The sequence below is a fragment of the Amycolatopsis kentuckyensis genome (assembly GCF_041679295.1).
GTDB lineage: Bacteria > Actinomycetota > Actinomycetes > Mycobacteriales > Pseudonocardiaceae > Amycolatopsis > Amycolatopsis kentuckyensis_A.
In genome coordinates this window covers 80677-106205 of the sequence record NZ_JBGDMD010000007.1, presented here as the reverse complement: position 1 = coordinate 106205, position 25529 = coordinate 80677, and the positions used below count along the sequence as shown (strand labels likewise).

Here is a 25529-nt window from a genome sequence, read left to right as displayed (position 1 = left end):
GGGGTGCGGGCTCCTCGTCGGTCACCACGGGCTGTGGCCGGGTGAGCGGTTCCTCGTCGGTCACCACGGGCTGCGGCCGGGTGAGCGGTTCCTCGTCGGTCACCACGGGCTGTGGCCGGGTAAGGGGTTCCTCGTCCGCGGCCTGGCGGCGCGGCTGGGTGGGGGAGTCTTTCTCGTCCGCGGTCCGGGTCTGGCGGCGCGGCTGGGTGGAGGAGTCCTTCTCGTCCGCGGTCCGAGCGCGGCGGCGCGGCCGCGGCGATGGCGCCTCCGGTGCCGGACCATCCTCGTCGGCCGCCGGCTTGGTGCGCCCGATCCGCCCGCCGACGAACAACCCGAGCCCCGCCGGGATCAGCACCAGCAACGCCGAAAACGCCGCCCCGCCGGTCAACGCGCCGCCCAGCTCGGAAACCCCGGTCTGGTCGACGAACACCGCCCGGCCGATCACGTACAGGATCCCCGACACGACCCCCGCCACGAGCGCCGCGATGAACCACGCGCGGCCGCGGTCGGCCAACCCCCGCCAGGCGTCCGAAGCGCTCCACAGCGCCGCCGCGCCCACCAGCACCGCCAAGGCCACCGAGGTCATCAGCGTCTGGTCCGTCGGGTGGTACACGGCGTACTTGGCCAGCAGCGTCAGCGCCACGCCGTGCAGCAGCGCCATGCCGAGTCCGCGGATCACCCAAGCGCTCATCCTGCGGAGTGTAGGCCAGGTTACCGGCGAGTTGCCCGGCCAGCGCCCACTAGGCTGGGACCGTGCCTGAAACCCATGGACGACGCCGGGCGGCGCTGCGCGGGCTTCTGACCGAAGCCGGCCTGGACGCGCTGCTGGTCACCGATCTGCTCAACATCCGCTACCTCACCGGGTTCACCGGGTCGAACGCCGCTGTGCTGCTGCACGCCGAGGGTGACGCCAAGACGCTCTTCTGCACCGACGGCCGCTACACGACCCAGTCGGCCGCCGAGGTGCCCGATCTCGACACGGTCGTCGACCGGGCCAGCGCCGCCGCCCTCGTCGCCAAGGCCGCGAAGGACGCCAAGACCTACGGGCGCGTCGGCTTCGAGAGCCAGCACGTCAGCGTCGAGGAGTACGAAGCCCTCAAGAAGGACGTGCCGCTCGAACGCACCCCCGGCCTGGTCGAACGGCTGCGCCTGGTCAAGGACGAAGCCGAGGTCGACGCGCTGCGCCAGGCGTGCGCCGCCGCCGACCGGGCGCTCGACGACCTGCTCGCCGCCGGGGGGCTGCGGCCCGGGCGGACCGAGCTGGAAATCGCCCGTGACCTGGAGAACCGGATGCTGGAGCACGGCTCGTCCGCGCCCAGTTTCGCCTCCATCATCGCCGCCGGCGCGCACTCGGCCATCCCGCACCACCAGCCGACGCACGCCGAGCTCAAGCGCGGCGACTTCGTGAAGATGGACTTCGGCGCGACCGTCGACGGCTACCACTCCGACATGACCCGCACCTTCGTCCTCGGTGAGCCCGCGGACTGGCAGCGGGAGGTCTACGACCTCGTGCACGCCGCCCAGGCGGCCGGGGTCGACGCCGTCGTGCCGGGCGTCGAGGTGTCCGATGTGGACGCCGCGGCGCGGAAGGTGATCGCGGACGCGGGCCACGGCGAGCACTTCGCGCACGGGCTCGGGCACGGCGTCGGCCTGCAGATCCACGAGGCGCCCAGCTTCGCCGCCACGGGCGTCGGTACACTGTCCGCCGGTATGGCGGTCACCGTCGAGCCCGGCGTCTACCTCGCGGGGCGCGGTGGCGTGCGCATCGAGGACACGCTCGTCGTGCGGGCTGGGGAGCCCGAACTCCTCACCCTGAGCACCAAGAACCTCGTGGTCGTCTGACAGCGGCCGCGAACCGTAGATCGACACAGGAGACTGCAAGCTCGTGGCCACGACCAACGACCTGAAGAACGGGCTCGTCCTCAACCTCGAGGGCCAGCTGTGGACCGTCACCGCGTTCCAGCACGTCAAGCCGGGCAAGGGCGGCGCCTTCGTGCGCACGACCCTCAAGCACGTGCTCACCGGCAAGGTGGTCGACAAGACGTTCAACGCGGGCACGAAGGTCGACACGGCCACGGTGGACCGCCGCAACATGACGTACCTGTACAAGGACGGCCAGGACTTCGTGTTCATGGACGGCGACACCTACGACCAGATCACGGTCCCGGCCGAGGTCGTCGGCGACAACGCCAACTACATGCTCGAGAACACCGAGGTCCAGGTCGCGGTGCACGAGAACGAGCCGCTGTACGTCGAGCTGCCGACGTCGGTCGAGATCGTCATCCAGCACACCGACCCGGGCCTGCAGGGCGACCGCTCGACCGGCGGCACCAAGCCGGCGACGCTGGAGACCGGCGCGGAGATCCAGGTCCCGCTGTTCCTGTCCACCGGCGAGAAGATCAAGGTCGACACCCGCGACGGCCGTTACCTGGGCCGCGTCTCCAGCTGATGCCGACGTCGAAACCCCACCCGAACCGCGGCGGCGCGATCAGCCGCAGGCAGGCACGCCGCCGCGCGGTGGAAATGCTGTACGAGGCCGCGCAGCGCGACACCGACGCGGTGACGCTGCTGGCCGACCGGGTCGGCGCGACCGAGGTCGACCCGATCGCGGACTACACGATCAGCCTGGTCGAGGGCGTCACGGGCCGGAAGCCGCAGATCGACGAGCTGCTGGCCGAGCACGCGCAGGGCTGGACCCTGGAGCGGATGCCGAAGGTCGACCTCGCGGTGCTGCGGGTCGGGGTCTACGAGCTGCTCTGGGCCGAGGACGTGCCGGACCCGGTCGCGATCGACGAGGCCGTCGGCCTGGCGAAGGAACTGTCCACGGACGACTCGCCGCGGTTCGTCAACGGCGTGCTGGGCCGGATCGGCACGATCGCCGACCGCCTCCGCGCGGTGCTCTGAGTCTGCTGCGAGCCCCCCGACGAGGTCAGTGAGCGTCTCCGGTGCCCCACCGGGGAACGCTCACTGCGTCGGCGCAACAACACGAGCGGATCAGTCCTCCTTGGAAGGACGCGCCTCCGGCGGCAGGACGCCCCAGTCGATGAGCTGCTCGGTCAGCTCGCCCGGGGTCATGTCGTAGATGATCGCCAGGGACCGCAGGTCCTCGGTGCGGATCGAGAGCACCTTGCCGTTGTAGTCGCCGCGCTGGCTCTGGATCGTCGCCGCGTAGCGGGCCAGCGGGCCCACCTTCTCGGCCGGCAGCTGCTGCAGGCGCTCGAGGTTGATGACGATCTTGGTGGCGGGCTCGGCACCGGAGGGGACCCGGCCCTCGGGCAGCAGCTCGACCACCGGCACACCGTAGAAGTCGGCCAGCTCGGCCAGCTTCTGCACGGTGACGGCACGGTCGCCACGCTCGTACGAGCCGACGACGACGGCCTTCCAGCGCCCACCGGACTTCTGCTCGACCCCGTGCAGGGACAGGCCCTGCTGCTGGCGGATCCCGCGGAGCTTGGCCCCGAGCGCCTTGGCGTAATCGCCCATCTGGTCGTTCTCCGTTCTCCACCCCCTCCCGGTCGGGGTGACCGGTCCAGGGGACTCTTCGAGTCGAATACTCAGAGTAATGGTTACGCATTGTTGTCACCAGGTCAAGCGCGAGCTTGCCGCGAATCACCTCACACCACCCGTAAGACTGAGCAAAGTGCCTGCTACTGTCGGTGCGAAAGCCCCGACCAGCAGGGGAACAGACGTCCTTTAAGGACCCGTCCGGTGAGGCGGGGAAGGAGTCCGAAGTGTCGTCACGTCCGCGTGGCGCGGCTGGTTCGGCCGGGGAGCGCGAGCTCCTGACGGCCGGCGATGTCGCGCGCACGATCGCCCGAATGGCCCATCAGGTCATCGAAAAGACCGCGAACGGTGCGGAAAGCACTACCCCGCCCGTGTTGCTCGGGATCCCGTCCCGCGGCACCCCGCTCGCCGTCCGGCTGGCCGACAAGATCGGCGAGTTCTCCGGAGTCCGGCCGCCGGCCGGCGCCCTCGACGTCACCCTCTACCGGGACGACCTCCGCCGCCGCCCGCCGCGCGCGCTCGAGCAGACGCAGCTGCCCACCGACGGCATCGACGACCGGGTGGTGATCCTGGTCGACGACGTGCTGTTCTCCGGCCGGACGATCCGGGCCGCGCTCGATGCCCTCCGTGATCACGGCCGTCCCCGCGCGGTGCAGCTGGCCGTGCTGGTCGACCGCGGTCACCGGGAGCTGCCGATCCGCGCCGACTACGTGGGCAAGAACGTCCCGACGGCGCGCTCCGAGGGCGTGTCCGTCCTGCTGGCCGAGATCGACGGCCGTGACGCGGTGCTGCTCCGCGCCGCGGCGGAAGCACCGGGAGAAGAGTCTTGAAGCACCTGCTCGCCACCGACGGGCTGGACCCGGCGCTGGCCACGGCCGTGCTCGACACCGCCGACGAGCTGAAGCACACGCTGCTCGGCCGCGAGGTCAAGAAGCTGCCGACGCTGCGCGGCCGCACGGTGATCACGCTGTTCTACGAGAACTCGACGCGCACGCGGGTCTCGTTCGAGATCGCCGGGAAGTGGATGAGCGCGGACGTGATCAACGTCTCCGCGTCCAGCTCCTCGGTCAACAAGGGCGAATCCCTGCGCGACACCGCGTTGACGCTGGCCGCCGCGGGCGCCGACTGCGTGATCGTCCGGCACCCGGCCAGCGGTGCCGCCCAGCGCCTCTCGGAGTGGCTCGCCGAGCCGGGCACCTCGGTGGTCAACGCCGGCGACGGCACCCACGAGCACCCGACGCAGGCGCTGCTCGACGCGGCCACGCTGCGGGAGCGGCTCGGCTCGCTCAAGGACCGCCGGGTCGCGATCGTCGGGGACGTCCTGCACAGCCGGGTCGCCCGCTCGAACATCCACCTGCTCTCGGCGCTCGGCGCCGAGGTGGTGCTCGTCGCGCCGCCGACGTTGCTGCCTTACGGCGTCGAAAGCCTGCCGGTCACCGTCTCGCACGACCTGGACGCCGAGTTGCCCGCCGTCGATGCGGTGATGATGCTGCGGGTCCAAGCGGAACGCATGCACGGCGGGTTCTTCCCGAGCGCGCGCGAGTACTCGATCGCGTACGGCCTTTCGGAGCGGCGGCAGAAGCTGCTGCCCGACCACGCGGTCGTCCTGCACCCCGGCCCGATGCTGCGCGGGATGGAGATCGCTTCGGCGGTCGCCGATTCCCCGGCCTCGGCCATCACCGAACAGGTCCGCAACGGCGTCCACGTGCGCATGGCGGTCCTCTACCACCTCCTGGCCAGCGAAGGAGCCGCCGCGTGAGCACCGTGATCAAGGGCGCCCGCCCGTACGGCGAAGGCGACCCCGTCGACGTCCTGGTCGAGGACGGGGTGATCACCGCGATCGGCGCCGTCCAGGTCCCCGAAGACGCCGAAGTCCTCGAAGCGAACGGCCAGGTGCTGCTCCCGGGCTTCGTCGACCTGCACACGCACCTGCGCGAACCCGGCCGCGAAGACACCGAGACGATCGACACCGGCTCGGCCGCGGCGGCGCTCGGCGGCTACACCGCGGTGTTCGCCATGGCCAACACCGATCCGGTCGCCGACAACGCCGTGGTCGTCGACCACGTGTGGCGGCGCGGGCGGGAGGTCGGCCTGGTCGACGTCCACCCGGTCGGCGCGGTCACCGTCGGGCTCAAGGGCGAGAAGCTCGCCGAGCTGGGCTCCATGGCGAACGCGCAGGCCCGGGTGACGGTGTTCTCCGACGACGGCCTCTGCGTCGCCGACCCGCTGCTGATGCGCCGCGCGCTGGAGTACTCGACCGCTCTCGACGTCGTCATCGCGCAGCACGCCGAGGAGCCGCGGCTGACCGTCGGCGCCCAGGCCCACGAGGGCGAGCGCGCCGCCCGGCTCGGCTATACCGGCTGGCCGGCCGCCGCGGAAGAGTCCATCGTGGCGCGCGACTGCCTCCTGGCGCTGCACGCGAACGCGCGGCTGCACGTCTGCCACGTCTCGACGTCGGGCACGGCGGACGTGCTGCGCTGGGCGAAGGACCGCGGCACCAAGGTGTCGGCCGAGGTCACCCCGCACCACCTGCTGCTCACCGACGAGCGCCTGGCCACCTACGACCCGGTCAACAAGGTGAACCCGCCGCTGCGGACCGAGTCCGACGCGGAGAAGCTGCGGGCTGCGCTGGCCGACGGGACCATCGACTGCGTCGCCACCGACCACGCGCCGCACGCCGTGCAGGACAAGGACACCGAGTGGACCGCGGCCCGGCCGGGCATGCTCGGGCTCCAGACGGCGCTGTCGATCGTGGCCGAGACGATGGTCCGCACCGGCTTGCTCGACTGGCGTGGCGTCGCCCGCGTGATGAGCGAGCGGCCCGCGGAGATCGGCAACCTGGCCGACCAGGGCCGGCCGATCGCGGTGGGCGAGCCGGCGAACCTGGCGCTCGTCGACCCGGACGCCGGGTGGACGGTCCGCGGCGCCGAGCTGGCCAGCATCGCGGCCAACACCCCGTACGAGGGAATGCGGCTGCCCGGCGTGGTGACCGCCACGCTGCTGCGCGGGCGGGTCACCGCCCGGGACGGGAAGATCTGCTGATGGAACGCCTTTGGCTGGTGCTGGCGATCGTCGCCTTCTTCCTGCTCTGCCTCTGGGGCATGTACGCCGGCTGGCGGCGCAAGTCCCGCTCGCAGAGCGCCCAGGTGCCGCCCTTCCCCGCCATCCCGTCGGACGCCGGCGAGGTGCTGCTGGAATCGACCGGCGTCTACCTCGCCACGACCTTCGCGGGGGAGTGGCAGAACCGGGTCGTCACCCGCGGCGCGGGGCTGCGGACTGCTGCTTCTTGGCGGCTGCACGACGGCGGGATCGCCGTCGAGCGCGGGGGAGCACCGGACTTCTGGATCCCGCGGGAGGCCGTCACGGGCGTCCGGCGCGACAAGAAGATCGCCGGGAAGGTGATGGGCACGGACGCGCTGCTCGTGCTCACCTGGCGGCTCGGCGACGCGGAGCTGGACACCGGCTTCCGCGGCGACGACCTCGACGACTATCCACAGTGGATCGAACAGCTCAAGATCAAGGGAGGTGCCCAGTGAACGCGCGCGCTCAGGCCGCACTGGTACTCGAAGACGGCCGGGTGTTCCGCGGCGCTGCCTACGGCGCGCAGGGGCGAACCCTCGGCGAGGCGGTGTTCTGCACCGGCATGACCGGCTACCAGGAGACGCTGACCGACCCGTCCTACCACGGGCAGATCGTGGTGCAGACCGCGCCGCAGATCGGAAACACCGGCTGGAACGACGAGGACGACGAGTCCTCGAAGATCTGGGTCAACGGCTACGTGGTGCGCGACCCCGCGCGCACGCCGTCCAACTGGCGCTCTCGCCGGACGCTGGACGAAGAGCTGGTGCGCCAGGGGATCGTCGGCATCGCCGAGGTCGACACCCGGTCGCTGACCCGCCACCTGCGCGAGCTGGGTGCGATGCGCGCCGGGGTCTTCTCCGGTGACGCGCTGGGCACGGTCGACGAGATGGTCGCTTCGGTGCTCGAGAGCCCGAAGATGGAGGGTGCGGACCTGGCCGGCCAGGTCACCACGCCTCGCCCCTACGTGGTTCCTGCGGAGGGCGAGACGCGGTTCCGGGTCGTCGCGCTGGACCTGGGCATCAAGTCCAACACCCCGCGCCAGATGGTCAAGCGCGGCATCGAGGTGCACGTCCTGCCGTCCACCTCGACCCTGGACGAGCTGCTGGCGGTGGAGCCGGACGGGGTGTTCCTGTCGAACGGCCCGGGCGACCCGGCCACGACGACGCACGCGACCGAGCTGACCAAGCAGGTCCTGGGCCGCGAGATCCCGCTGTTCGGCATCTGCTTCGGCAACCAGGTCCTCGGCCGCGCTTTGGGTCTGGACACGTACAAGATGCGCTACGGCCACCGCGGCATCAACATCCCGGTGATCGACGTGGCTACGCGCCAGGTGGCGATCACGGCCCAGAACCACGGGTTCGCGTTGGAAGGCGAGCCCGGGCAGCGTTTCGAGTCCCCGTTCGGCGCGGCCCAGGTCAGCCACTACTGCGCCAACGACGGCGCGGTCGAGGGCCTGCGGGCGTTCGACGTCCCGGCGTTCTCGGTCCAGTACCACCCCGAAGCCGCGGCCGGCCCCCACGACGCGGCCCCCCTGTTCGACGATTTCGTTTCGCTCATGGAGAAGAAGGCCTGATGCCGAAGAGGACGGACATCCAGCACGTGCTGGTGATCGGCTCCGGGCCGATCGTGATCGGGCAGGCCGCGGAGTTCGACTACTCCGGCACCCAGGCCTGCCGGGTGCTGCGCAGTGAAGGCCTGCGCGTGTCCCTGGTGAACTCGAACCCGGCCACCATCATGACCGACCCCGAGTTCGCCGACGCGACCTACATCGAGCCGGTCACGCCGGACTTCGTCGAGAAGGTCATCGCCGAGGAGCGCCCCGACGCGATCCTCGCCACCCTCGGCGGGCAGACCGCGCTCAACTGCGCCGTCGCCCTGCACGAGCGCGGGGTGCTCGACAAGTACGGCGTCGAGCTGATCGGCGCCGACATCGACGCCATCCAGCGCGGTGAGGACCGGCAGAAGTTCAAGGACATCGTGCGCACCATCGGTGCCGAGGTCCCGCGCTCCCGCGTCTGCCACGACATGGACGAGGTCCGCGACACGGTCAAGGAACTCGGCCTGCCGGTCGTCATCCGGCCGTCCTTCACCATGGGCGGGCTCGGGTCCGGTATGGCGCACACGCCCGAGGACCTGGAGCGGCTCGCTTCGACCGGGCTCGCCGAATCTCCCGTCACCGAGGTGCTCATCGAGGAGAGCGTGCTCGGCTGGAAGGAGTACGAGCTCGAGCTGATGCGCGACAAGAGCGACAACGTCGTGGTCGTCTGCTCGATCGAGAACGTCGACGCGATGGGCGTGCACACCGGTGACTCGGTCACCGTCGCGCCGACCATGACGCTCACCGACCGCGAATACCAGGTAATGCGCGACGTCGGCATCGCGGTGCTGCGCGAGGTCGGTGTCGACACCGGGGGCTGCAACATCCAGTTCGCGATCAACCCGGCCGACGGCCGGATGGTCGTCATCGAGATGAACCCGCGCGTGTCGCGCAGCTCCGCGCTGGCGTCCAAGGCGACCGGCTTCCCGATCGCCAAGATCGCCGCGAAGCTCGCCATCGGCTACACCCTCGACGAGATCCGGAACGACATCACCGGCGAGACGCCGGCGTCGTTCGAGCCCGCGCTGGACTACGTCGTCGTCAAGATGCCGCGGTTCGCCTTCGAGAAGTTCCCGGGCGCGGACCCGACGCTGACCACGACGATGAAGAGCGTCGGCGAGGCGATGTCGTTCGGCCGCAGCTTCCCCGAGGCGCTCGGCAAGGTGATGCGGTCGATCGAGACCAAGGCGACCGGGTTCTGGACGCTGCCCGACCCCGAGGGTGCGACCGTCGAGTCCACTTTGGACTCCCTGCGCACCGCGCACGAAGGCCGGCTGTACGAAGTGGAACTCGCGCTGCGGCTGGGCGCCAGCGTCCAGCAGGTGCACGAAGCGAGTGGCATCGACCCGTGGTTCATCGACCAGATCGCCCTCATCGGCGAGGTCGGCGCCGAAGTCCGCGACGCGCCGGTGCTCAACGAAGACCTGTTGCGCCGCGCCAAGCGCACCGGCCTCTCCGACCGCCAGATCGCCGCCCTGCGGCCGGAACTGGCCGGCGAGGACGGCGTCCGCGCGCTGCGCCACCGCCTCGGCGTGCGGCCGGTGTTCAAGACCGTCGACACCTGCGCGGCCGAGTTCGCGGCCAAGACGCCTTACCACTACTCGGCTTACGAGTCCGACCCCGGCGCGCAGTCCGAAGTGGCCGTCCAGTCGGACAAGCCGAAGGTGCTCATCCTGGGCAGCGGCCCGAACCGGATCGGCCAGGGCATCGAGTTCGACTACTCCTGCGTGCACGCGGCGATCGCGTTGCGGGAGGCCGGGTTCGAGGCCGTCATGGTCAACTGCAACCCGGAAACCGTGTCCACCGACTACGACACGTCCGACCGGCTGTACTTCGAGCCGCTGTCCTTCGAGGACGTCCTCGAGGTCGTGCACGCCGAGCAGGCGTCCGGCACGGTCGCCGGCGTGATCGTCCAGCTCGGCGGCCAAACCCCGCTGGGGCTGGCGAAGAAGCTCGCCGACGCCGGTGTCCCGGTGGTCGGGACGCCGCCGGAGGCCATCCACCTGGCCGAGGACCGCGGCGCGTTCGGCGAGGTGCTGACCGACGCCGGGCTGCCCGCGCCGCGCTACGGCACGGCGACGTCCTTCGAGGGCGCCAAGCGGATCGCCGACGAGATCGGCTACCCGGTGCTCGTCCGGCCGTCGTACGTCCTCGGCGGGCGCGGCATGGAGATCGTCTACGACGAGGAGACCCTGGCCGGCTACATCAGCCGGGCCACGGAGATCAACCCCGAGCACCCGGTGCTGGTGGACCGCTTCCTCGACGACGCCATCGAAATCGACGTCGACGCGCTCTTCGACGGCGAGGAGCTGTACCTCGGCGGTGTCATGGAGCACATCGAGGAAGCCGGCATCCACTCCGGCGACTCCTCGTGCGCGCTGCCGCCGATCACGCTCGGCCACACGGACCTGCAGGCCGTCCGCCGCTCCACCGAGGCGATCGCGCGGGGCGTGGGCGTGCGGGGGCTCCTGAACGTCCAGTACGCGCTCAAGGACGACGTCCTGTACGTCCTGGAGGCCAACCCGCGCGCGTCGCGGACGGTGCCGTTCGTGTCCAAGGCGACGGCCGTGCCGCTCGCCAAGGCCGCCGCGCTGATCATGACCGGCTCGACGATCAAGGACCTGCGCGAGAACGGCGTCCTGCCGGCCGAGGGCGACGGCGGGCAGATGCCGGCCGACTCGCCGGTCGCGGTCAAGGAAGCCGTGCTGCCGTTCCACCGCTTCCGCACGCCGGAAGGCCACGGCGTGGATTCCTTGCTGGGCCCGGAGATGAAGTCCACCGGCGAGGTGATGGGCGTCGACGTCTCCTTCGGCAAGGCGTTCGCCAAGTCGCAGAGCGGCGCGTACGGCTCGCTGCCGACGTCCGGCCGGGTGTTCGTCTCGGTCGCCAACCGCGACAAGCGCTCCCTGGTGTTCCCGGTGAAGCGGCTGGCGGACCTCGGGTTCGAGATCCTCGCCACGTCCGGCACCGCGGAAGTGCTGCGGCGCAACGGGGTCGCGTGCACGGTGGTGCGCAAGCACTACGAGGGGTCGACCGAAGCCGAGCCGAACATCGTGGACGTCATCCTCGCCGGCGACGTCGACATGGTGATCAACACCCCGTACGGGAACAGCGGTCCGCGCGTCGACGGCTACGAAATCCGCACCGCCGCGGTGTCGCGCGACATCCCGTGCGTGACGACCGTGCAGGGCGCCGCGGCGGCCGTGCACGGCATCGAAGCGCTGATCCGGGGCGACATCGGGGTCAAGTCCCTGCAGGAGCTCCAGGCGGCGCTGAAGGCGAAGTCGTGAGCGGGGGAGAGCGGTTCGGGGCGCGGCTGGCGAAGGCCGTCGCGGCCCGGGGCCCGCTGTGCGCCGGCATCGACCCCCACCCGGGCCTCCTCGAGGCCTGGGGGCTCCCGGTGGACGCTTCGGGCCTGGAACGGTTCGCGCTGTCCGCCACGGAGGTCCTGGCGGCCCGTGCGGCGGTCGTGAAGCCGCAGTCGGCGTTCTTCGAAAGTTTCGGAGCGGCCGGCGTCCGTGTGCTGGAGCGGGTCGTCGAGGCGGCCCGCGAGGCGGGCGCGCTGGTGCTGCTGGACGTCAAGCGCGGCGACATCGGCTCGACGATGGCGGCCTACACGGCGGCGTACGTGGCCGACGGGGCGGCGATCGCGGCCGACGCGATCACCGTTTCGCCGTACCTCGGGTTCGGCTCTTTGGCCCAATGCGCCGAAACGGCGGTCTCCGCGGGGCGCGGCATCTTCGTGCTTGCGCGGACTTCGAACCCCGAAGCGGCCGCCGTGCAGAACGCGAAGCTGCCCGACGGGCGCACGGTGGGCCAGTCGATCGTCGATTCCGCGGCGGCGCTCAACGCATCCGCGGCACCGCTCGGCGATGTGGGGGTCGTCGTCGGCGCCACCATCGCGCCGGGGGACCTGGATCTTTCCGGGCTGAACGGACCGGTGCTGGCACCCGGTTTCGGGGCCCAGGGAGCCACTGTGGCCGATCTGAAGGCGCTTTTCGGACCGGGACTGCCGGGCGTGCTGCCCGCGTCGTCCCGGGACATCCTGAAGCACGGTCCGGAGCAAGCGGCTTTGCGCCAAGCGGTCGAACGGGTCGCCGAACTGCTGGCCGACCCGCAGGAAAACGGCCAATAGCAGGGCCCGGAACCGGGTCCCACCAGGCACCCCCGCATTGTGGCCGGTGCTCACGGGTGGGTACCGTCGCGTCACCCACCCAGATTTGAGAACTACCGGAGGAAAACGTGGCACTTCCCCAGCTGACAGAGGAACAGCGCGCTGCGGCGCTGGAGAAGGCCGCCGCCGCTCGCAAGATCCGTGCTGAGCTGAAGGAGCGGCTGAAGCGGGGCGGTACCACTCTGGTCGACGTGCTGAAGCAGGCCGAGGAGAACGAAGTCCTCGGCAAGATGAAGGTTTCGGCTCTGCTCGAGGCCCTCCCGGGCGTCGGCAAGGTCCGCGCGCAGCAGACCATGGAACGACTGGAGATCGCCCCCAGCCGTCGCCTTCGCGGCCTCGGCGACCGGCAGCGCAAGGCGCTGCTGGCCGAGTTCAGCGGCGAGTGAACGGCGCCGGTCGTGACTACCCGGTGAACCCGGGCACCGACCGCGGCAGTGAGCCGGTGGCGGGGGACATCCCCCGGCACCGGCTCACCGTCGTATCGGGGCCTTCGGGGGTCGGGAAGTCGAGCGTGGTGGGCGAGCTGCGGAAGCTGGAGCCCGACGTCTGGTTCAGCGTCTCGGTCACCACGCGCGCGGCACGCCCCGGTGAGGTCGACGGGGCGCACTACCACTTCGTCGACCGGGCGGAGTTCGACGCCATGGTCGCCGACGGCAGGCTGCTGGAGTGGGCCGAGTTCGCGGGCAACCGCTACGGCACCCCGCGCGAGCCCGTCGAGAAGGCCCTCGCCGAGGGGCGCCCGGCCGTCCTGGAGATCGAGCTGCAGGGCGCCCGGCAGGTCCGCGCGGCCATGCCGGAGGCCCGGCTGGTGATGCTGATGCCGCCGTCCTGGGAGGAACTGGTCGGTCGGCTCACCGGGCGCGGCACCGAAAGCGAGGCCGCGGTGCAGGCCCGGCTGGCCGAAGCGGAGCGCGAGCTGGCGGCGGCGGGGGAGTTCGACCACCGCCTCGTCAACGCCGACGTGCGGGAGGCGGCCGAGCACTTGCTAAACTTGATTACTGATCAGTCTTCCGAAGATGCGGAGCTTTGCGAGTGACCACCCAGGTAACCCTGACCGAAGAGCTCGAGGGCATCACCAACCCCCCGATCGACGACCTGCTCGAAAAGGTCAGCTCGAAGTACGCGCTGGTGATCTACTCGGCCAAGCGCGCCCGCCAGATCAACGACTACTACGCCCAGCTGGGCGAGGGCCTGCTCGAGTACGTCGGCCCGCTCGTGGAGCCGGGCCCGCGCGAGAAGCCGCTCTCGATCGCGCTGCGCGAGATCCACGGCGGCCTGCTCGAGCACACCGAGGGTGAGTAAACCCAAGGTCGTCCTGGGCGTGGGCGGCGGGATCGCCGCCTACAAGGCCTGTGAGGTCCTGCGCGGGCTGACCGAGTCCGGTCACGACGTCCGCGTGGTCCCCACGGATGCCGCGCTGAACTTCGTCGGCGCGGCCACCTTCGAAGCCCTCTCCGGCCACCCGGTGCACACGGGCGTGTTCACCGAGGTACCGGAGGTCCAGCACGTCCGCGTCGGCAAGGAAGCCGACCTCGTCCTGGTCGTCCCGGCCACGGCGAACCTGCTCGCCAAGGCCGCCCACGGCCTCGCCGACGACCTGCTGACGAACACCCTGCTCACCGCCCGGTGCCCGGTCGCCTTCTTCCCGGCGATGCACACGGAGATGTGGGAGCACCCCGCGACCCGCGACAACGTCGCCCTGCTGCGTTCACGCGGCGCGATCGTCACCGAGCCCGATTCGGGCCGCTTGACCGGCGTCGACACCGGTAAGGGCCGGCTGGCGAACCCGGCCGAGATCGTCGACCTGGCGCGGCTGCTGCTGGCCCGCCCCGACGCCCTCCCGCGCGACCTCGAAGGCGTCCGCGTCGTCGTGTCGGCCGGCGGGACGCGCGAGCCGCTCGACCCGGTCCGCTACCTCGGCAACCGCTCGTCCGGCAAGCAGGGCTACGCGCTGGCCCGCGTCGCCGCCCAGCGCGGCGCCGAGGTCACCCTGGTCACCGCGCACACCGTCGCGCTGCCCGACCCGGCGGGCGCGACCGTTTCGCACGTCTCGACGGCGGAGGAGCTGCGTCAGGCCGTGCACGCGGCGGCCGAGAGCGCCGACGTCGTCGTGATGGCCGCCGCCGTCGCCGACTTCCGGCCGGCGAACCGGGCCGACCACAAGATCAAGAAGTCGGACGACCAGCCCGACCCCGTGATCACGCTCGACCGCAATGCGGACATCCTCGCGGAACTGGTGCGAAACCGGCGTCCCGGTCAGGTCGTCGTGGGATTCGCCGCGGAAACCGGCGACGAGCACGGCGACGTCCTCCACCACGCCCGCGTCAAGCTCAAGCGCAAAGGCGCGGATCTGCTGGTCGTGAACGCCGTCGGCGACGGCAAGGCGTTCGGCACGGAGGACAATTCGGGCTGGTTGCTCGGGTCCGACGGCACGGAAATCCCCATACCCCTCGGCGCGAAGGCTGAACTGGCGTCCACTCTGTGGGACGCTGTTGTGAGCTTCATGAAGCGTTGACCGTCCCCCGAGCGATAGTCAGTACGCTTGCACAGGTAAGGGGTGCCTAACTTTCGGGGCATCCGACGACAAGGTGAGGAAGTGACGGCCACCGTGACCGCGTCTAGCAGCAGATTGTTCACCTCGGAGTCGGTGACCGAAGGGCACCCCGACAAGATTTGCGACGCCATCAGCGACTCGATCCTCGACGGCCTGCTGTCGAAGGACCCGCGCAGCCGCGTCGCGGTCGAAACCCTGATCACCACCGGCCAGGTGCACGTCGCCGGCGAGGTGACCACGGAGGCGTACGCCGACATCCCCACGATCGTCCGCGACGTCATCCTGAAGATCGGCTACGACTCCTCGGCCAAGGGCTTCGACGGCAACTCCTGCGGCGTCAACGTCGCGATCGGCTCCCAGTCGGCCGACATCGCCCAAGGCGTCGACACCGCCTACGAGTCGCGGGTCGAGTCCGACGAGGACGAGATCAACCGCCAGGGTGCCGGCGACCAGGGCCTGATGTTCGGCTACGCCTGCTCGGACACCCCCGAGCTGATGCCGCTGCCGATCGCGCTCGCGCACCGCCTCTCGAAGCGGCTGACCGCGGTCCGCAAGGACGGCGTGCTGCCGTACCTGCGCCCGGACGGCAAGACCCAGGTGACCATCGAGTACGCCGGCGACCAGCCGGTGCGCCTCGACACGGTCGTCGTGTCCTCGCAGCACGCCGACGGCATCGACCTGGACAAGATGCTCAGCGTCGACGTCAAGGAGCACGTCGTCGGCCCCGAGCTCGAGGGCCTGGGCATCGACACCTCCGGCGCGCGGCTGCTGGTCAACCCGACCGGCCGGTTCGTCATCGGCGGCCCGATGGGCGACGCGGGCCTGACCGGCCGCAAGATCATCGTCGACACCTACGGCGGCATGGCCCGCCACGGTGGCGGCGCGTTCTCGGGCAAGGACCCGTCCAAGGTCGACCGGTCCGCCGCGTACGCGATGCGCTGGGTGGCCAAGAACGTCGTCGCCGCGGGGCTGGCCCAGCGGACCGAGGTGCAGGTCGCGTACGCGATCGGCAAGGCGGCCCCGGTCGGCCTGTTCGTCGAGACGTTCGGCACCGAGACGGTCGACCCGTCGAAGATCCAGCAGGCCATCACCGAGGTCTTCGACCTCCGGCCGGCGGCGATCATCCGCGACCTCGACCTGCTGCGCCCGATCTACGCCCCGACGGCGGCGTACGGCCACTTCGGCCGGCCCGAGCTGAACCTGCCGTGGGAGAGCACGGCCCGCGCCGAGGCCCTCAAGGCCGCGGCCGGCGCCTGACGCACGATCCGGTGAAGGCCACCCCGAGCACGGTTCGGGGTGGCCTTCCTGGCGTCCGGGCTGTCGGAGGGGTCTGGTAGAGATCTCGGGGTGAGCAGTTCCGAGCCCGCCGCCCTCTGGGAGCTCCCGGAGACGCCGCCTTCGCCGAAGGCGGCCCCCTCGCGTGCCCGGAAACCGGCGAAGCCGGGAGCGAAGGCCAAGGGCGCGCAAAAACCCGCGCCCGAGCGGCCGGTCGCGCGGATCGTCGTCGACATCCCGCTGGCGCACCTGGACCGCACGTTCGACTACCTCGTGCCGGAGAAGCTGCACGAGACCGCCGTGCCCGGGTGCCGCGTCCGCGTCCGGTTCGCCGGGCAGCTCGTCGACGGCTACCTGATCGAGCGCGGCGAGACCAGCGACTACGGCAGCAAGCTGGCGTTCCTCGACCGCGTCACCTCGCCGGAGCCGGTGCTGCCGCCCTCGTTGCACGCGGTCTGCCGGGCGGTCGCCGACCGCTACGGCGGCACGCTGTCCGACGTCCTGCGCCTCGCGATCCCGCCCCGGCACGCGAAGGCCGAGGGAGAGCCGGCCGTGGCGCCCGCGGCCGCTCCGGACGTGCCCGACACGGCGCCCTGGGCGCGCTACCAGCGTGGCCCGGCGTTCCTGGAGGCGCTGGGGGAGGGCAAGCCCGCGAACGCCGTCTGGCAGGCCCTGCCGGGCGAGGACTGGCCGCGCCGGCTGGCCGAGGCGGCCGGGGTCGTGGCCGCGGCGGGCCGGGGCGCGGTGCTGGTGGTGCCGGACCACCGCGACCTGACCCGGGTCCACGAGGCGTGCGCGGCGGTCGTGGGGGAGGACGCCGTCGTGGCGCTGATCGCCGGCCTCGGGCCCGCCGAGCGCTACCGCCGCTGGCTGGCGGTGCTGCGCGGCGCGGTCCGGGTGGTGGTCGGCACGCGGGCGGCGATGTTCGCCCCGGTCCACGACCCGGGCCTGTTCGTGGTCTGGGACGACGGCGACGACCTGCACCTCGACCAGCACGCGCCGTACCCGCACGTCCGGGACGTGCTGATGGACCGCGCGCACGCGGCGAAGGCGTCCCTGCTGGTCGGCGGGTTCGCCCGGACGGCCGAGGCGCAGCTGCTGGTCGAGTCCGGCTGGGCCGCGCCGGTGCTGGCGGACCGCACGGTGCTGCGGGCCGCGGCACCCCGCGTGACACCGGTCGGCGAGGACTTCGACGTGGCCCGCGACGAGGCGGCGCGGGTGGCGCGCCTGCCGGCGGTGGCGTTCGAAGCGGCGCGCCAGGCGTTCGCGGCGGGCCACCCGGCGCTGGTCCAGGTCCCGCGGCGCGGGTACGTCCCGGGCCTGGCCTGCGGCAACTGCCGCACCCCGGCGCACTGCCGCCGCTGCGCGGGGCCGCTGGCGCTGCCGGGCGGTTCGGTGGACGGGCAGCCGAAGCCCCCGGCGTGCCGCTGGTGCGGCGTCCCGGAGACGGCGTTCCGCTGCACGGCGTGCGGCTCGGTGCGGCTGCGCGCGGTGATCGTGGGGGCGAAGAGGACGGCGGAGGAGCTGGGGCGCGCGTTCCCGGGCATCCCGGTCCGCACGTCGGGGGCGGCGGAGGTACTGGCCTCGGTCCCGGGCAAGCCGGCGCTCGTCGTCTGTACGCCCGGGGCGGAGCCGGTGGCGGAGGGCGGCTACGGCGCGGCGCTGCTCTTGGACGGCTGGGCGTTGTTGGGGCGTCAGGACTTGCGGGCGGGCGAGGAGACGCTGCGCCGCTGGATGGCGGCGGCGGCGTTGGTGCGTCCTTCGTCGTCCGGCGGCCGGGTGATCGTGGGGGCCGAGGCGGGGTTGGCGGTGGTCCAGGCGCTGGTCCGCTGGGATCCCGCGTGGCACGCGGGTCAGGAGCTGGCGGAGCGGCGGGAACTGGGCTTTCCGCCGGCGATGCGGATGGCAAGCGTGGAGGGGAGTCCCGACGCGGTGGCTTCGCTGCTGGCGGACTTGCCGTTGCCGGCGTCGGGGGAGGTTCTCGGCCCGGTACCCCTCGGTGAAATCGATGAAGAGGGCAACGCTGCTCGCGAACGGGCATTGGTCCGGGTGTCCCGCGCCGAGGGCAGGGCGCTGTCATCGGCGATCCACGCGGCGGCGGCGCGGCGGGACGCGAAGAAGGCCACGGAACCGATCCGCATCCAGCTGGATCCGCTGGACCTGATCTGATCGGGGGGACCGGAATCCGTGGCCTGCGCGCGAAATCCGCCGGATCAGCGGCCCAGCACCGTGCCCGGCAACGAATCCAGCGCCGCCCGTGCGGATTCCTTGACCGGCAACGGAACCGCCGGTGCGGCGCCGCCGGCCGCGGCGGTCGCCAGCTCGACCACCTCGGCGGCGATCGCCTGACGGCGGGCTTCGAACGCCGGGTCCGTCAAGCCGGTCGGCTGGCCCAGCACTGGCGTGTGCAGGTGCCCGCCCGCCACCGACGTCAACCCGAGCCCCAGCCGGACCCGGTTCGCGCGGAACATCGATTCGTTCGACAAGTAGCCTTCGTAGGTACTTTGGGATCATGGAGCTCACCGGGGTAGAGGTCGCCGCCTACGAGCGGGTTTCGAAGGACGAGTCCGGCGTTGAACGATCGCCGGAAGAGCAGCACGACGGGCACCTCGAAACGTGCGAACGGTTCGAGTGGCGCCTTCAGACGCCGACGTACCGCGAGGTCGGATCCGCGTCGAAGTACCAGCGCAAGGCACGCGCAGCGTTCGACCGGCTGATCGCCGACCTGAAGGCCGACCGGTTCACCGCGCGTGTGCTGATGCTCTATGCCAGCAACCGCGGCTCCCGCCAGACTGAGGAGTGGCTGGAGCTGATCAACCTCTGCGCGAAGCGGGACGTCGTGTTCTGGGTCGAGCAATACGACCGCATCGTGGATCCCCGCAAACCCCGCGACCGTAAGCAGCTCATCGACGACGCGAGCAAGGCGGAGCTCGACGTCGCCGAGATGAGCCAGAACATCAGGCGCACGACGAAGGCCTCCGCACGGAAGGGGCTTCCCCATGGGCGGATCCCGTTTGGCTATCGCCGCATATATGACGACCGGACCAAGCAGTTGGTTGTCCAGGAGCCTGATCCGGCGGAGGCGCCGATCGTTCAGGAGATGTACCGACGTGTGAAGAGGGGGCATCACCTGAAGGCTATCGCGCGCGACCTCAACAAACGGGGTCTTCGCCGGCGAGGTGGTGGGGAGTGGGTGCCGCAGAATATCGGTCTGATGCTTCTCCGGGAGTGCTACATCGGGCTGAGAGTGCACGACCCGGCACGGAAGAGCCCTTACCACCCGTTGACGCCAGGCGCCTCCGTTGTCGAAGGTCAGTGGGAGGCACTGGTCAGTCCTGCAGATTTTTATAGTGTGAAAAAGATCTTGCGTGATCCGGCTAGGCTGACGAACGAAAATCCCGGTGCGGTAGTTCACTTGCTGTCTGGCATTGTTGTGTGCGGTACCTGTGGTGATGGGTTGCGAGTCAATCGCAAGCAAAAGAAGTATTGGAGATACGTCTGCGTCAAGAGTGGCTGTGTGACGATTGACAAGTACGAGCTCGAAACGTATGCGGAAAACGCGATCTTGGCGTACCTGACGACCTTGTCCCCTCATCTGGCGGTTGACGAGGGAACTGCTGGGTTGCAAGCCGTGCGGGCCGAGTTGGCGGAGGCAAGGAGTGAACTTGATGAGTTGGCAGCGTCGGTCGTTGGTAAGCGTACGCGCAGTCGCTTCGCGGCAACGGTAGCAGCTGCGCTCGAGGATCAGATCGAGAAGCTGGAGGCCAAGGAGCGAGAGTTGCAGACTCCGGCGGTGCTGTCCGGTCTGATCGAACCTGGCGGCGCGGTTCTGTCGCAATGGCAGGCTGCTGAGTTCTCGACGAAGCGTGCTCTGGCGAAGATTGTTCTCGCAGCGACGCCTGATGGTGCACTTGGTCTTGGGCAGCTTCAGGTACTGCCGATTGGTCCGGGGCGCCGGAAAGTCCCAATTTTGGCGATGCATCGAACGCGTTTCTATCGGCCGCTGAGTGCGGACGCGAGTTATCGTAGTTAGGGGAATTCGTCGTGCTGGCTGCGGCGGCGCCTTGTCTGAGTTCTTTTCTTCGCGGCGTCTGTCTCGTCGGGACGGGGCGACGTTTGTGGTGACTTAACCTCTTGGGCGGGATCTGAGGGAATCGAAAGTGGAAGCAACTGCCTCAGTCGTGTCGACTCGTCGGGCGACGGTTGTCCAGAGTGAGAGATTAAGCGCATTATGAACTGGTCATACGGCTCGTCAGCGCGCGCCTGTATGGTGACGGCCTCGTCTGGCCGCTTGAAGTTTTGCTGAGGTCGGCGAGAACGCTTCATGACGTACGGACCAACTGTGAGATATCCGGAGCGGCCCCACGTCGCTCGAACTGTTCCGCAACGGACCATTGTGCTGACATGACGCCTCCAGGCATTTCGTGTGGGAGGGCGCCGGTGAGGGCTATGACTCACCTAGTTCCATGGTGCCGCGTGGGCGGACAGTCGGCAAGGCTGCACGTCCTGTCGCGACAGGAGGTGACCGAGGATGATCTCGCGTGCGAGGGAGGTGAAGCGCGGAATTCGAAGCTGTTGTACATGTTCGGAGGACATCGGCGGTGACTGTGGCGGTAGGAAGGTGCATTCGGAGCCTTCGCAGGATTCGACCTTGTGACGCCCGCTTTAGGAGAGTGGGCGACGGCGCCGTCCAAGGCCTCTACCAGCAATGATGGCCTCAGGGTTGCCTCGTATGACCTCAGAAGTCACACGGTTCAACACGGTTTCGGGTCACGAAATGGGTCGCGCGGAGGTGCCTCAAGTGTGGCGCATGCCACAACGGAGACAGCGTGTCGACACACGTGCGGCGCTCTCGTAGCGAGAGTCCGCCGTCTGTGGTTGCGCTCTACGCGGCCCCGGATCCAAGCGGCGGTGTGAACAGTGTCCGCAGCAGGACTTCGACTTGTGCGGGGCGCTCGACGCGAAGACGACCCCGCCTTGGTGCGGGGTATTGTTCGAGGCCCGCGTGTCACCGCGGGAACGCCTCACCCGTCGGCCAGCCCTCATCCAGACCGAGCGCGGTGTAAGGCGGGGCCGCGGCTGGCTGGTGGTCGACTGCGACGCCGATGAGCTGAGCGATTGCCCATGTCGGCAGGACTGGTGAATGGTGATGACTGGGGTCCGGATTCCGCCACAAGGTAGGTACGGCTCTCGCCCAGGTTCCTGGTGAAGGGTTGTCGACGACGAGAACACCGCTTACGTGGGAGTGCTGCCGTTCACGAGAGGAATGCCAGTATCCGTCCTTCTGCCGGCCGAAGGTGGGTGCGGCGGCGGTATGAGCGTACTCGACGGATGAACCGTAGAGCGAAGTCTCGACATCCTCGTCATCCGGAAACAATGCCGAATTGCCCACTGCCACGATGAAAGGATGCACGAGGGTGCCGTACCGGCTTCCCTTCTTCTTGACCGCGTCAAGCACCGATTCCGACCGGCCACCGATGTAGGTTAGAGCCGGGTAGAACCCGATAGTCCGGTTTGAGCGAGCACCACGTTTACCAGGACTACGCGGGATGGCCTCGAAGGAGATCGACCAGTCCGCTTCAAGCCACGTATGGCGGGGGAAGCGCCGGCGCCCTTTCTCTTGATCAGCGAGAGCGACGTCCGGATCGAGCGAGGCAAGCCACGTCGCCAGTTCGATCTTCAGTCGCTTCTGGGGCGGAGCTGTTACTCCAGCCCGGTTGATTGAGACGGCGAGCACGAAGTTGGGGCTCGGCACGCTCTCGATGGCATCCATTAGCTGGGATGCCAGGGGGCCGTGTGCTGAGCTGTCGATGCGTTCGGAGCGCCAGATCGCCTCCACGACGAACGACTGTCCATCCAGGGTAGCTACGAAGTCGGGATTCTTGCCGCGTGTGCCGATGTTCGGCTCGACCTCTACGGTGCATCCCGAGCCCAGCAGCATCTCGTGGAGGTAGAGCTCCCACATCGCGGAGTACACGTTGGCGTCGGAGTTGCGGTCTAGTAACCGGCTGCGCAGCGCCTGTTGCGCGTGCGCAGGGAAGCGCGTCCACCACGCGTTGATGACCTCACGGACTTGGTCCCAGTAGGAGCCGGCGATGCGGTCGTAGAATTCGGCCACGGTCTCGCTGGCTCTCTTGGGTGCTGCGATACTCCTGTGCCGGTTCGCGTAGACGGCCATAACGGTCATTCTAGGTAGCACCATGCAGTCGCGGTTCGCTGGTACCGGATCGAAGAGGCCCGCAACCGCCCTGCTACGCGACAGTGACACTGTGATCCGTCGGGGTGAGGTCCGAGCCGAGCCGCTTACCAGTAGTGACGCTGGCTCGGCGCATGGAAGTAACGAATTTTCGGCTGTTAACCACATACCACGTGTGGCCACGAACGCGCACCCTGACATGCTGCCCGACCTCACCGACCTGGAGCGGGAACTGGTTGATGCGGCCCGCCGCGGAACCACTCTGAAGTGCAGTGACCTGGATCTAGACCAGTTGCACGGAACTGACGCTCCTGAGTACTGCCTGCGTGGCCAAGTAGTCCGCGAGCTGCTCCTGGGCCACCACGGGGAGTTGGACCCGCGTGGCGTGTGGGTGGAGGGGGCGCGGATCATCGGCGAGATTGATCTGCGCTACGCCGAGGCCAAGGTCGGCTTGTGCCTGCACCGATGCCTTGTGGACGGCTCCACACGCTTCCGGGGAGCACACCTGCCCTGGCTGTATCTCGTCGGCACTCGGGTCGGCGGGTTCAGCGCGAACGGTCTGCACCTGGACGGGGACCTGTTGTTGCGGGACGGATTCACCTGTTCTGGCGTCGACCCACTCGGGGCGGTGCGCCTACTGAGCGCGCGAATTGGCGGCAACCTTGAATTGGACGGTGCGAGGTTGTCACATCAGACGGGGCCAGCCTTGGCCGCGGAACTGCTGAGGGTCGACGGCAGCTTATTTCTGCGTGACGGATTCACCGCTATCGGTGCTGGTGATTCCGGTGCGGTGCGACTGTTGGGTGCGCACGTTGGAGGTGTCCTCGATTTGGGGGGCGCGCAAGTTACAAACGCTACGGGCCCTGCCCTGCATGCAGAACGTGTGCGGGTCGAAGCCAGCTTATACATGCGCAACGGTTTTGCGGGAACCGGAGCAGGAAGTCTCGGCGCCGTCCGCCTGTCCGGCGCGAGTATCGGGGGTCAGCTAAGCTTACGGGGAGCGCAGCTCATCAACACCGGTACGGGCCCGGTTCTAGATCTGCAGGGCATGAAATGCACTGATGCTGTCCTGATGGCCCACCTGATCTGCCCGGAGGGACGGTCGACCGGCCGGAGTTGCCGCCACGCTGCGCGGCAGGTCAGAGTCGACAGGTTCGTGTTTAACGACTTTGCTGGCATGGATTGGCGGCAACTGCTGCACCTGCTGCGCTGTCACACAGAGAACTACAGCCCACTGCCATATCAGCAACTGGCCGCCTCCCTGACTGCCACCGGACATGATCGCAACGTGCGCGAAGTTCTCATCATCCAGCAACAAGACCATCGAGTTCGTGGAGACTTCGGAAATCGGTTAAGGCGCGCGGTGCATGCGATATGGGGTGGCCTTGCCGGATACGGCTACCGCACTGGCAGGACTGCTGCAGCACTCCTTATTGTGGTGACACTCGCTGCCGGACTGGGCCTGTGGGCCGGGCACACCGCTACCGGCCCCGGTCGCTACGCCGCAGAGCGACCGGGAGGGCTTGGCGCATGTTCATCGGTTGAACTGGTCGGTCTTGGTATCGATCGAGGGCTTCCGCTGGCAAGCACAGGGATCAGGGCGCGCTGCGACCTGGACACCGCCAGCCTGGCCGGGCAACGATTCACGGTCGTCGTGTGGCTGCTGCAGGCAGCACTTTGGGCACTTGCGACCCTGGTGCTCGCTGGTTACACCAGCCTGGTGCGGAAGACTCGGTGAAGCCGATCCCGACCTCGCGGCTACAACGATCAACGTTGTCCCTTGTTCGTCGAGCTAGACGAAGCCGACTGGCGCCCATAGCGCGAGTCGTCGACATGCGTGTTCGATTGCTGCAGCGGCCCTCGAGATGTTAGTCGGTCAGGTGTTCGCAGGACGGTTCGGCCGCGCGGGCGATATTCCGGAGCGTCACTTCGTTCTCACCGCTGGTCATGTGACGATCGGAAGATCGGCTGCGGGGAGGGCCTCCCTATGGCGAAAGGCACCAGTGCTGGCCTCCTGGACAACCAGCAGGCTCAATCGGTGTTCAAGCACGAGCTGCTTCGGGGCTACGCCCTTCCGTTCGTCGTGATGACTGCCTCGAAGATCCCAGGTCGGCGGGCGATGGTGGTGGACGGCTACGCCGGCCGCGGCCGTTACGACGATGGACGACCGGCATCGGCCGAGCTGCTGCTGAAAGCAGCACACCGCGCGCGCACGTCCACCCGGGTCGAGGTGCTGCTGGTCGAACGCAACAGACAGGACTACCGAAGGCTGTCGACGGTCGCCGCCGAGTACCGTGACCAAGGCCTGCAGGTCGAAGCGTTTCACGGTCAAGTTCAGGATCACCTGCCCGCGATCGTGTCCCGTGCTGACGGAATGCCGCTGTTTTTGTTCCTCGACCCCTGCGGTGCAATCCTGCCGTTCGTCGAGTTGCATCGTCTGCTCCGGCGGGCACGCGGTAGCAGCTGGCCTCGCACCGAAGCACTGCTGAACTTCAGCGCCGACTTCACCCGCCGCGCCGCAGGCGTCCTACACAAGAACCTGCACGACCATGCTGCGATCCAGGCGATGGACGCCGTCTGCGGCGGCCCGTGGTGGCGGCAAGTTGCGCTCGACGCGCACAAGAGCTCACGCCGCGGAGACTGGGAGTCGGCAGCGGAAGCCGTCGTAACCGAGTACGCGCGCCGGCTCGGCGCGGCCACGAACATGAAACATGTCGTGGTCCCGGTTCGGCGGCAGATGCATCACCAGCCGGTCTATCACCTGGTGTTCTTGACCAGGGGTGAGCACGGGATCTGGGTCTTCGGGCACAGCGCCGCCGCGGCGCGACGCGCGTGGCTCGACGTAGTCGGTCCGGGCGCCGACCCGCCAGAAGGGGTGTTGTTCAACCTCGCCGAGTTCCAGCAGGAAGACGAAGAGCAGCGCGCCATCGAGGAGATCAAGCGCAACCTGGTCAAGCTCGCCGGCCGGGACGGCAGCTTCAAGCTGGCGCACCACCCGCAAGCAGTGTTCGGCGATGCCTACGGCATCGCCGGTGACGTGCTCGTGCGCAAGGCCGCCCGTGAGCTGCACAAGGCCGGCACGATCCGCATCGACTGCACGCCCAAGCAAGTGCGAGACTGGGTGGTCGGCTGATCACGACAGTGAACG

Annotated in this window: 21 protein-coding genes and 2 pseudogenes; 19 read left to right on the top strand and 4 right to left on the bottom strand. The window is 69.2% G+C overall.

The genetic code is table 11. The features are described 5' to 3' along the window. Nucleotides 1-241 precede the first annotated feature (241 nt). A pseudogene (locus ACERZO_RS29340) lies at nt 242-691 on the bottom strand (B-4DMT family transporter); the annotation flags it as partial. A gap of 62 nt (nt 692-753) precedes the next feature. Between ACERZO_RS29340 and ACERZO_RS29335 the strand changes: the two are divergent. From ACERZO_RS29335 to nusB, 3 genes are read left to right on the top strand one after another with little or no spacing between them, the layout of a single operon-like run. Then, nucleotides 754-1842 (top strand): M24 family metallopeptidase, encoded by a 1089-nt coding sequence (locus ACERZO_RS29335; RefSeq protein ID WP_372668012.1) that lies wholly within the window; start codon nt 754-756, stop codon nt 1840-1842. Nucleotides 1843-1885: 43 nt separating this feature from the next. Further along, nucleotides 1886-2449 (top strand): elongation factor P, encoded by a 564-nt coding sequence (gene efp, locus ACERZO_RS29330; RefSeq protein WP_372668011.1) that lies wholly within the window; start codon nt 1886-1888, stop codon nt 2447-2449. Then, nucleotides 2449-2904, top strand: a complete 456-nt coding sequence (gene nusB, locus ACERZO_RS29325; protein WP_086856367.1) for a transcription antitermination factor NusB — start codon at nt 2449-2451, stop codon at nt 2902-2904. Before efp ends, nusB begins: the two co-directional genes overlap by 1 nt. Before the next feature lie 90 nt (nt 2905-2994). Here nusB and bldD read toward each other — a convergent pair whose 3' ends face one another. Next, the gene (gene bldD, locus ACERZO_RS29320) at nt 2995-3483 is read right to left on the bottom strand and encodes a transcriptional regulator BldD (protein ID WP_003096372.1); all 489 of its coding nucleotides are present in this window, start codon (nt 3481-3483) and stop codon (nt 2995-2997) included. 248 nt (nt 3484-3731) lie between these two features. Between bldD and pyrR the strand changes: the two genes are divergently transcribed. The 13 genes from pyrR to ACERZO_RS29255 all read left to right on the top strand — a co-directional run bounded on the left by pyrR (nt 3732) and on the right by ACERZO_RS29255 (nt 18354). Then, nucleotides 3732-4334, top strand: coding sequence for a bifunctional pyr operon transcriptional regulator/uracil phosphoribosyltransferase PyrR (pyrR, locus tag ACERZO_RS29315; RefSeq protein WP_372668010.1), 603 nt, complete (start codon nt 3732-3734; stop codon nt 4332-4334). Next, the gene (locus ACERZO_RS29310; RefSeq protein WP_372668009.1) at nt 4331-5263 is read left to right on the top strand and encodes an aspartate carbamoyltransferase catalytic subunit; all 933 of its coding nucleotides are present in this window, start codon (nt 4331-4333) and stop codon (nt 5261-5263) included. The genes pyrR and ACERZO_RS29310 overlap by 4 nt, the downstream gene beginning before the upstream one ends. Next, nucleotides 5260-6546: a dihydroorotase gene (locus tag ACERZO_RS29305; RefSeq protein ID WP_372668008.1), complete on the top strand. Its 1287-nt coding sequence runs from the start codon at nt 5260-5262 to the stop codon at nt 6544-6546. The genes ACERZO_RS29310 and ACERZO_RS29305 overlap by 4 nt, the downstream gene beginning before the upstream one ends. Continuing rightward, nucleotides 6546-7040 carry a PH-like domain-containing protein gene (locus tag ACERZO_RS29300; protein ID WP_372668007.1) on the top strand — a complete coding sequence of 165 codons (495 nt, stop codon included), beginning with the start codon at nt 6546-6548 and terminating at the stop codon, nt 7038-7040. The genes ACERZO_RS29305 and ACERZO_RS29300 overlap by 1 nt, the downstream gene beginning before the upstream one ends. After that, complete coding sequence (carA, locus tag ACERZO_RS29295) at nt 7037-8158, top strand: glutamine-hydrolyzing carbamoyl-phosphate synthase small subunit (protein ID WP_372668006.1); 1122 nt, start codon at nt 7037-7039, stop codon at nt 8156-8158. The genes ACERZO_RS29300 and carA overlap by 4 nt, the downstream gene beginning before the upstream one ends. Next, a complete protein-coding gene (carB, locus tag ACERZO_RS29290) occupies nt 8158-11472 on the top strand; it encodes a carbamoyl-phosphate synthase large subunit (RefSeq protein ID WP_372668005.1) in 3315 nt (1104 codons plus the stop codon). The genes carA and carB overlap by 1 nt, the downstream gene beginning before the upstream one ends. Beyond that, nucleotides 11469-12317, top strand: a complete 849-nt coding sequence (gene pyrF, locus ACERZO_RS29285) for an orotidine-5'-phosphate decarboxylase (protein ID WP_372668004.1) — start codon at nt 11469-11471, stop codon at nt 12315-12317. Before carB ends, pyrF begins: the two co-directional genes overlap by 4 nt. A 107-nt stretch (nt 12318-12424) precedes the next feature. Further along, entirely contained in the window at nt 12425-12742 is a 318-nt protein-coding gene (gene mihF / locus ACERZO_RS29280) for an integration host factor, actinobacterial type (RefSeq protein ID WP_013224622.1), read from the top strand. Next, nucleotides 12739-13392, top strand: a complete 654-nt coding sequence (gene gmk / locus ACERZO_RS29275) for a guanylate kinase (RefSeq protein WP_372668003.1) — start codon at nt 12739-12741, stop codon at nt 13390-13392. Before mihF ends, gmk begins: the two co-directional genes overlap by 4 nt. Beyond that, entirely contained in the window at nt 13389-13658 is a 270-nt protein-coding gene (gene rpoZ, locus ACERZO_RS29270) for a DNA-directed RNA polymerase subunit omega (protein ID WP_308671079.1), read from the top strand. The genes gmk and rpoZ overlap by 4 nt, the downstream gene beginning before the upstream one ends. After that, complete coding sequence (gene coaBC, locus ACERZO_RS29265) at nt 13651-14871, top strand: bifunctional phosphopantothenoylcysteine decarboxylase/phosphopantothenate--cysteine ligase CoaBC (RefSeq protein WP_372668002.1); 1221 nt, start codon at nt 13651-13653, stop codon at nt 14869-14871. Before rpoZ ends, coaBC begins: the two co-directional genes overlap by 8 nt. Nucleotides 14872-14964: 93 nt before the next feature. Then, a complete protein-coding gene (metK, locus tag ACERZO_RS29260; protein ID WP_372668959.1) occupies nt 14965-16167 on the top strand; it encodes a methionine adenosyltransferase in 1203 nt (400 codons plus the stop codon). A gap of 90 nt (nt 16168-16257) precedes the next feature. Beyond that, nucleotides 16258-18354, top strand: coding sequence for a primosomal protein N' (locus tag ACERZO_RS29255; RefSeq protein WP_372668001.1), 2097 nt, complete (start codon nt 16258-16260; stop codon nt 18352-18354). A 44-nt stretch (nt 18355-18398) separates the two neighbouring features. On the opposite strand, the pseudogene ACERZO_RS29250 reads toward ACERZO_RS29255, so the two are convergent. Continuing rightward, nucleotides 18399-18674 (bottom strand): annotated as a pseudogene (locus ACERZO_RS29250) (hypothetical protein); the annotation flags it as partial. Nucleotides 18675-18697: 23 nt separating this feature from the next. Here ACERZO_RS29250 and ACERZO_RS29245 point away from each other — a divergent pair. After that, complete coding sequence (locus ACERZO_RS29245; protein ID WP_372668000.1) at nt 18698-20218, top strand: recombinase family protein; 1521 nt, start codon at nt 18698-18700, stop codon at nt 20216-20218. Between the two features lie 975 nt (nt 20219-21193). On the opposite strand, the gene ACERZO_RS29240 is transcribed toward ACERZO_RS29245, so the two are convergent. Then, complete coding sequence (locus tag ACERZO_RS29240; RefSeq protein ID WP_372667999.1) at nt 21194-22363, bottom strand: hypothetical protein; 1170 nt, start codon at nt 22361-22363, stop codon at nt 21194-21196. 217 nt (nt 22364-22580) lie between these two features. Here ACERZO_RS29240 and ACERZO_RS29235 point away from each other — a divergent pair, with 217 nt between their 5' ends. Together ACERZO_RS29235 and tcmP are read left to right on the top strand one after the other, a co-directional pair. Continuing rightward, entirely contained in the window at nt 22581-24119 is a 1539-nt protein-coding gene (locus ACERZO_RS29235) for a hypothetical protein (protein WP_372667998.1), read from the top strand. A 249-nt stretch (nt 24120-24368) separates the two neighbouring features. Beyond that, a complete protein-coding gene (tcmP, locus tag ACERZO_RS29230) occupies nt 24369-25514 on the top strand; it encodes a three-Cys-motif partner protein TcmP (protein WP_372667997.1) in 1146 nt (381 codons plus the stop codon). Nucleotides 25515-25529: the final 15 nt, after the last annotated feature.

Bases quoted from the DNA above. Each gene is read 5' to 3' on its own strand.
- ACERZO_RS29245 (WP_372668000.1), top strand. From the start codon at position 18,698: ATGGAGCTCACCGGGGTAGAGGTCGCCGCCTACGAGCGGGTTTCGAAG.
- bldD (WP_003096372.1), bottom strand. From the start codon at position 3,483: ATGGGCGATTACGCCAAGGCGCTCGGGGCCAAGCTCCGCGGGATCCGC.
- ACERZO_RS29300 (WP_372668007.1), top strand. From the start codon at position 6,546: ATGGAACGCCTTTGGCTGGTGCTGGCGATCGTCGCCTTCTTCCTGCTC.
- carB (WP_372668005.1), top strand. From the start codon at position 8,158: ATGCCGAAGAGGACGGACATCCAGCACGTGCTGGTGATCGGCTCCGGG.
- ACERZO_RS29240 (WP_372667999.1), bottom strand. From the start codon at position 22,363: ATGGCCGTCTACGCGAACCGGCACAGGAGTATCGCAGCACCCAAGAGA.
- tcmP (WP_372667997.1), top strand. From the start codon at position 24,369: ATGGCGAAAGGCACCAGTGCTGGCCTCCTGGACAACCAGCAGGCTCAA.
- nusB (WP_086856367.1), top strand. From the start codon at position 2,449: ATGCCGACGTCGAAACCCCACCCGAACCGCGGCGGCGCGATCAGCCGC.
- ACERZO_RS29235 (WP_372667998.1), top strand. From the start codon at position 22,581: ATGCTGCCCGACCTCACCGACCTGGAGCGGGAACTGGTTGATGCGGCC.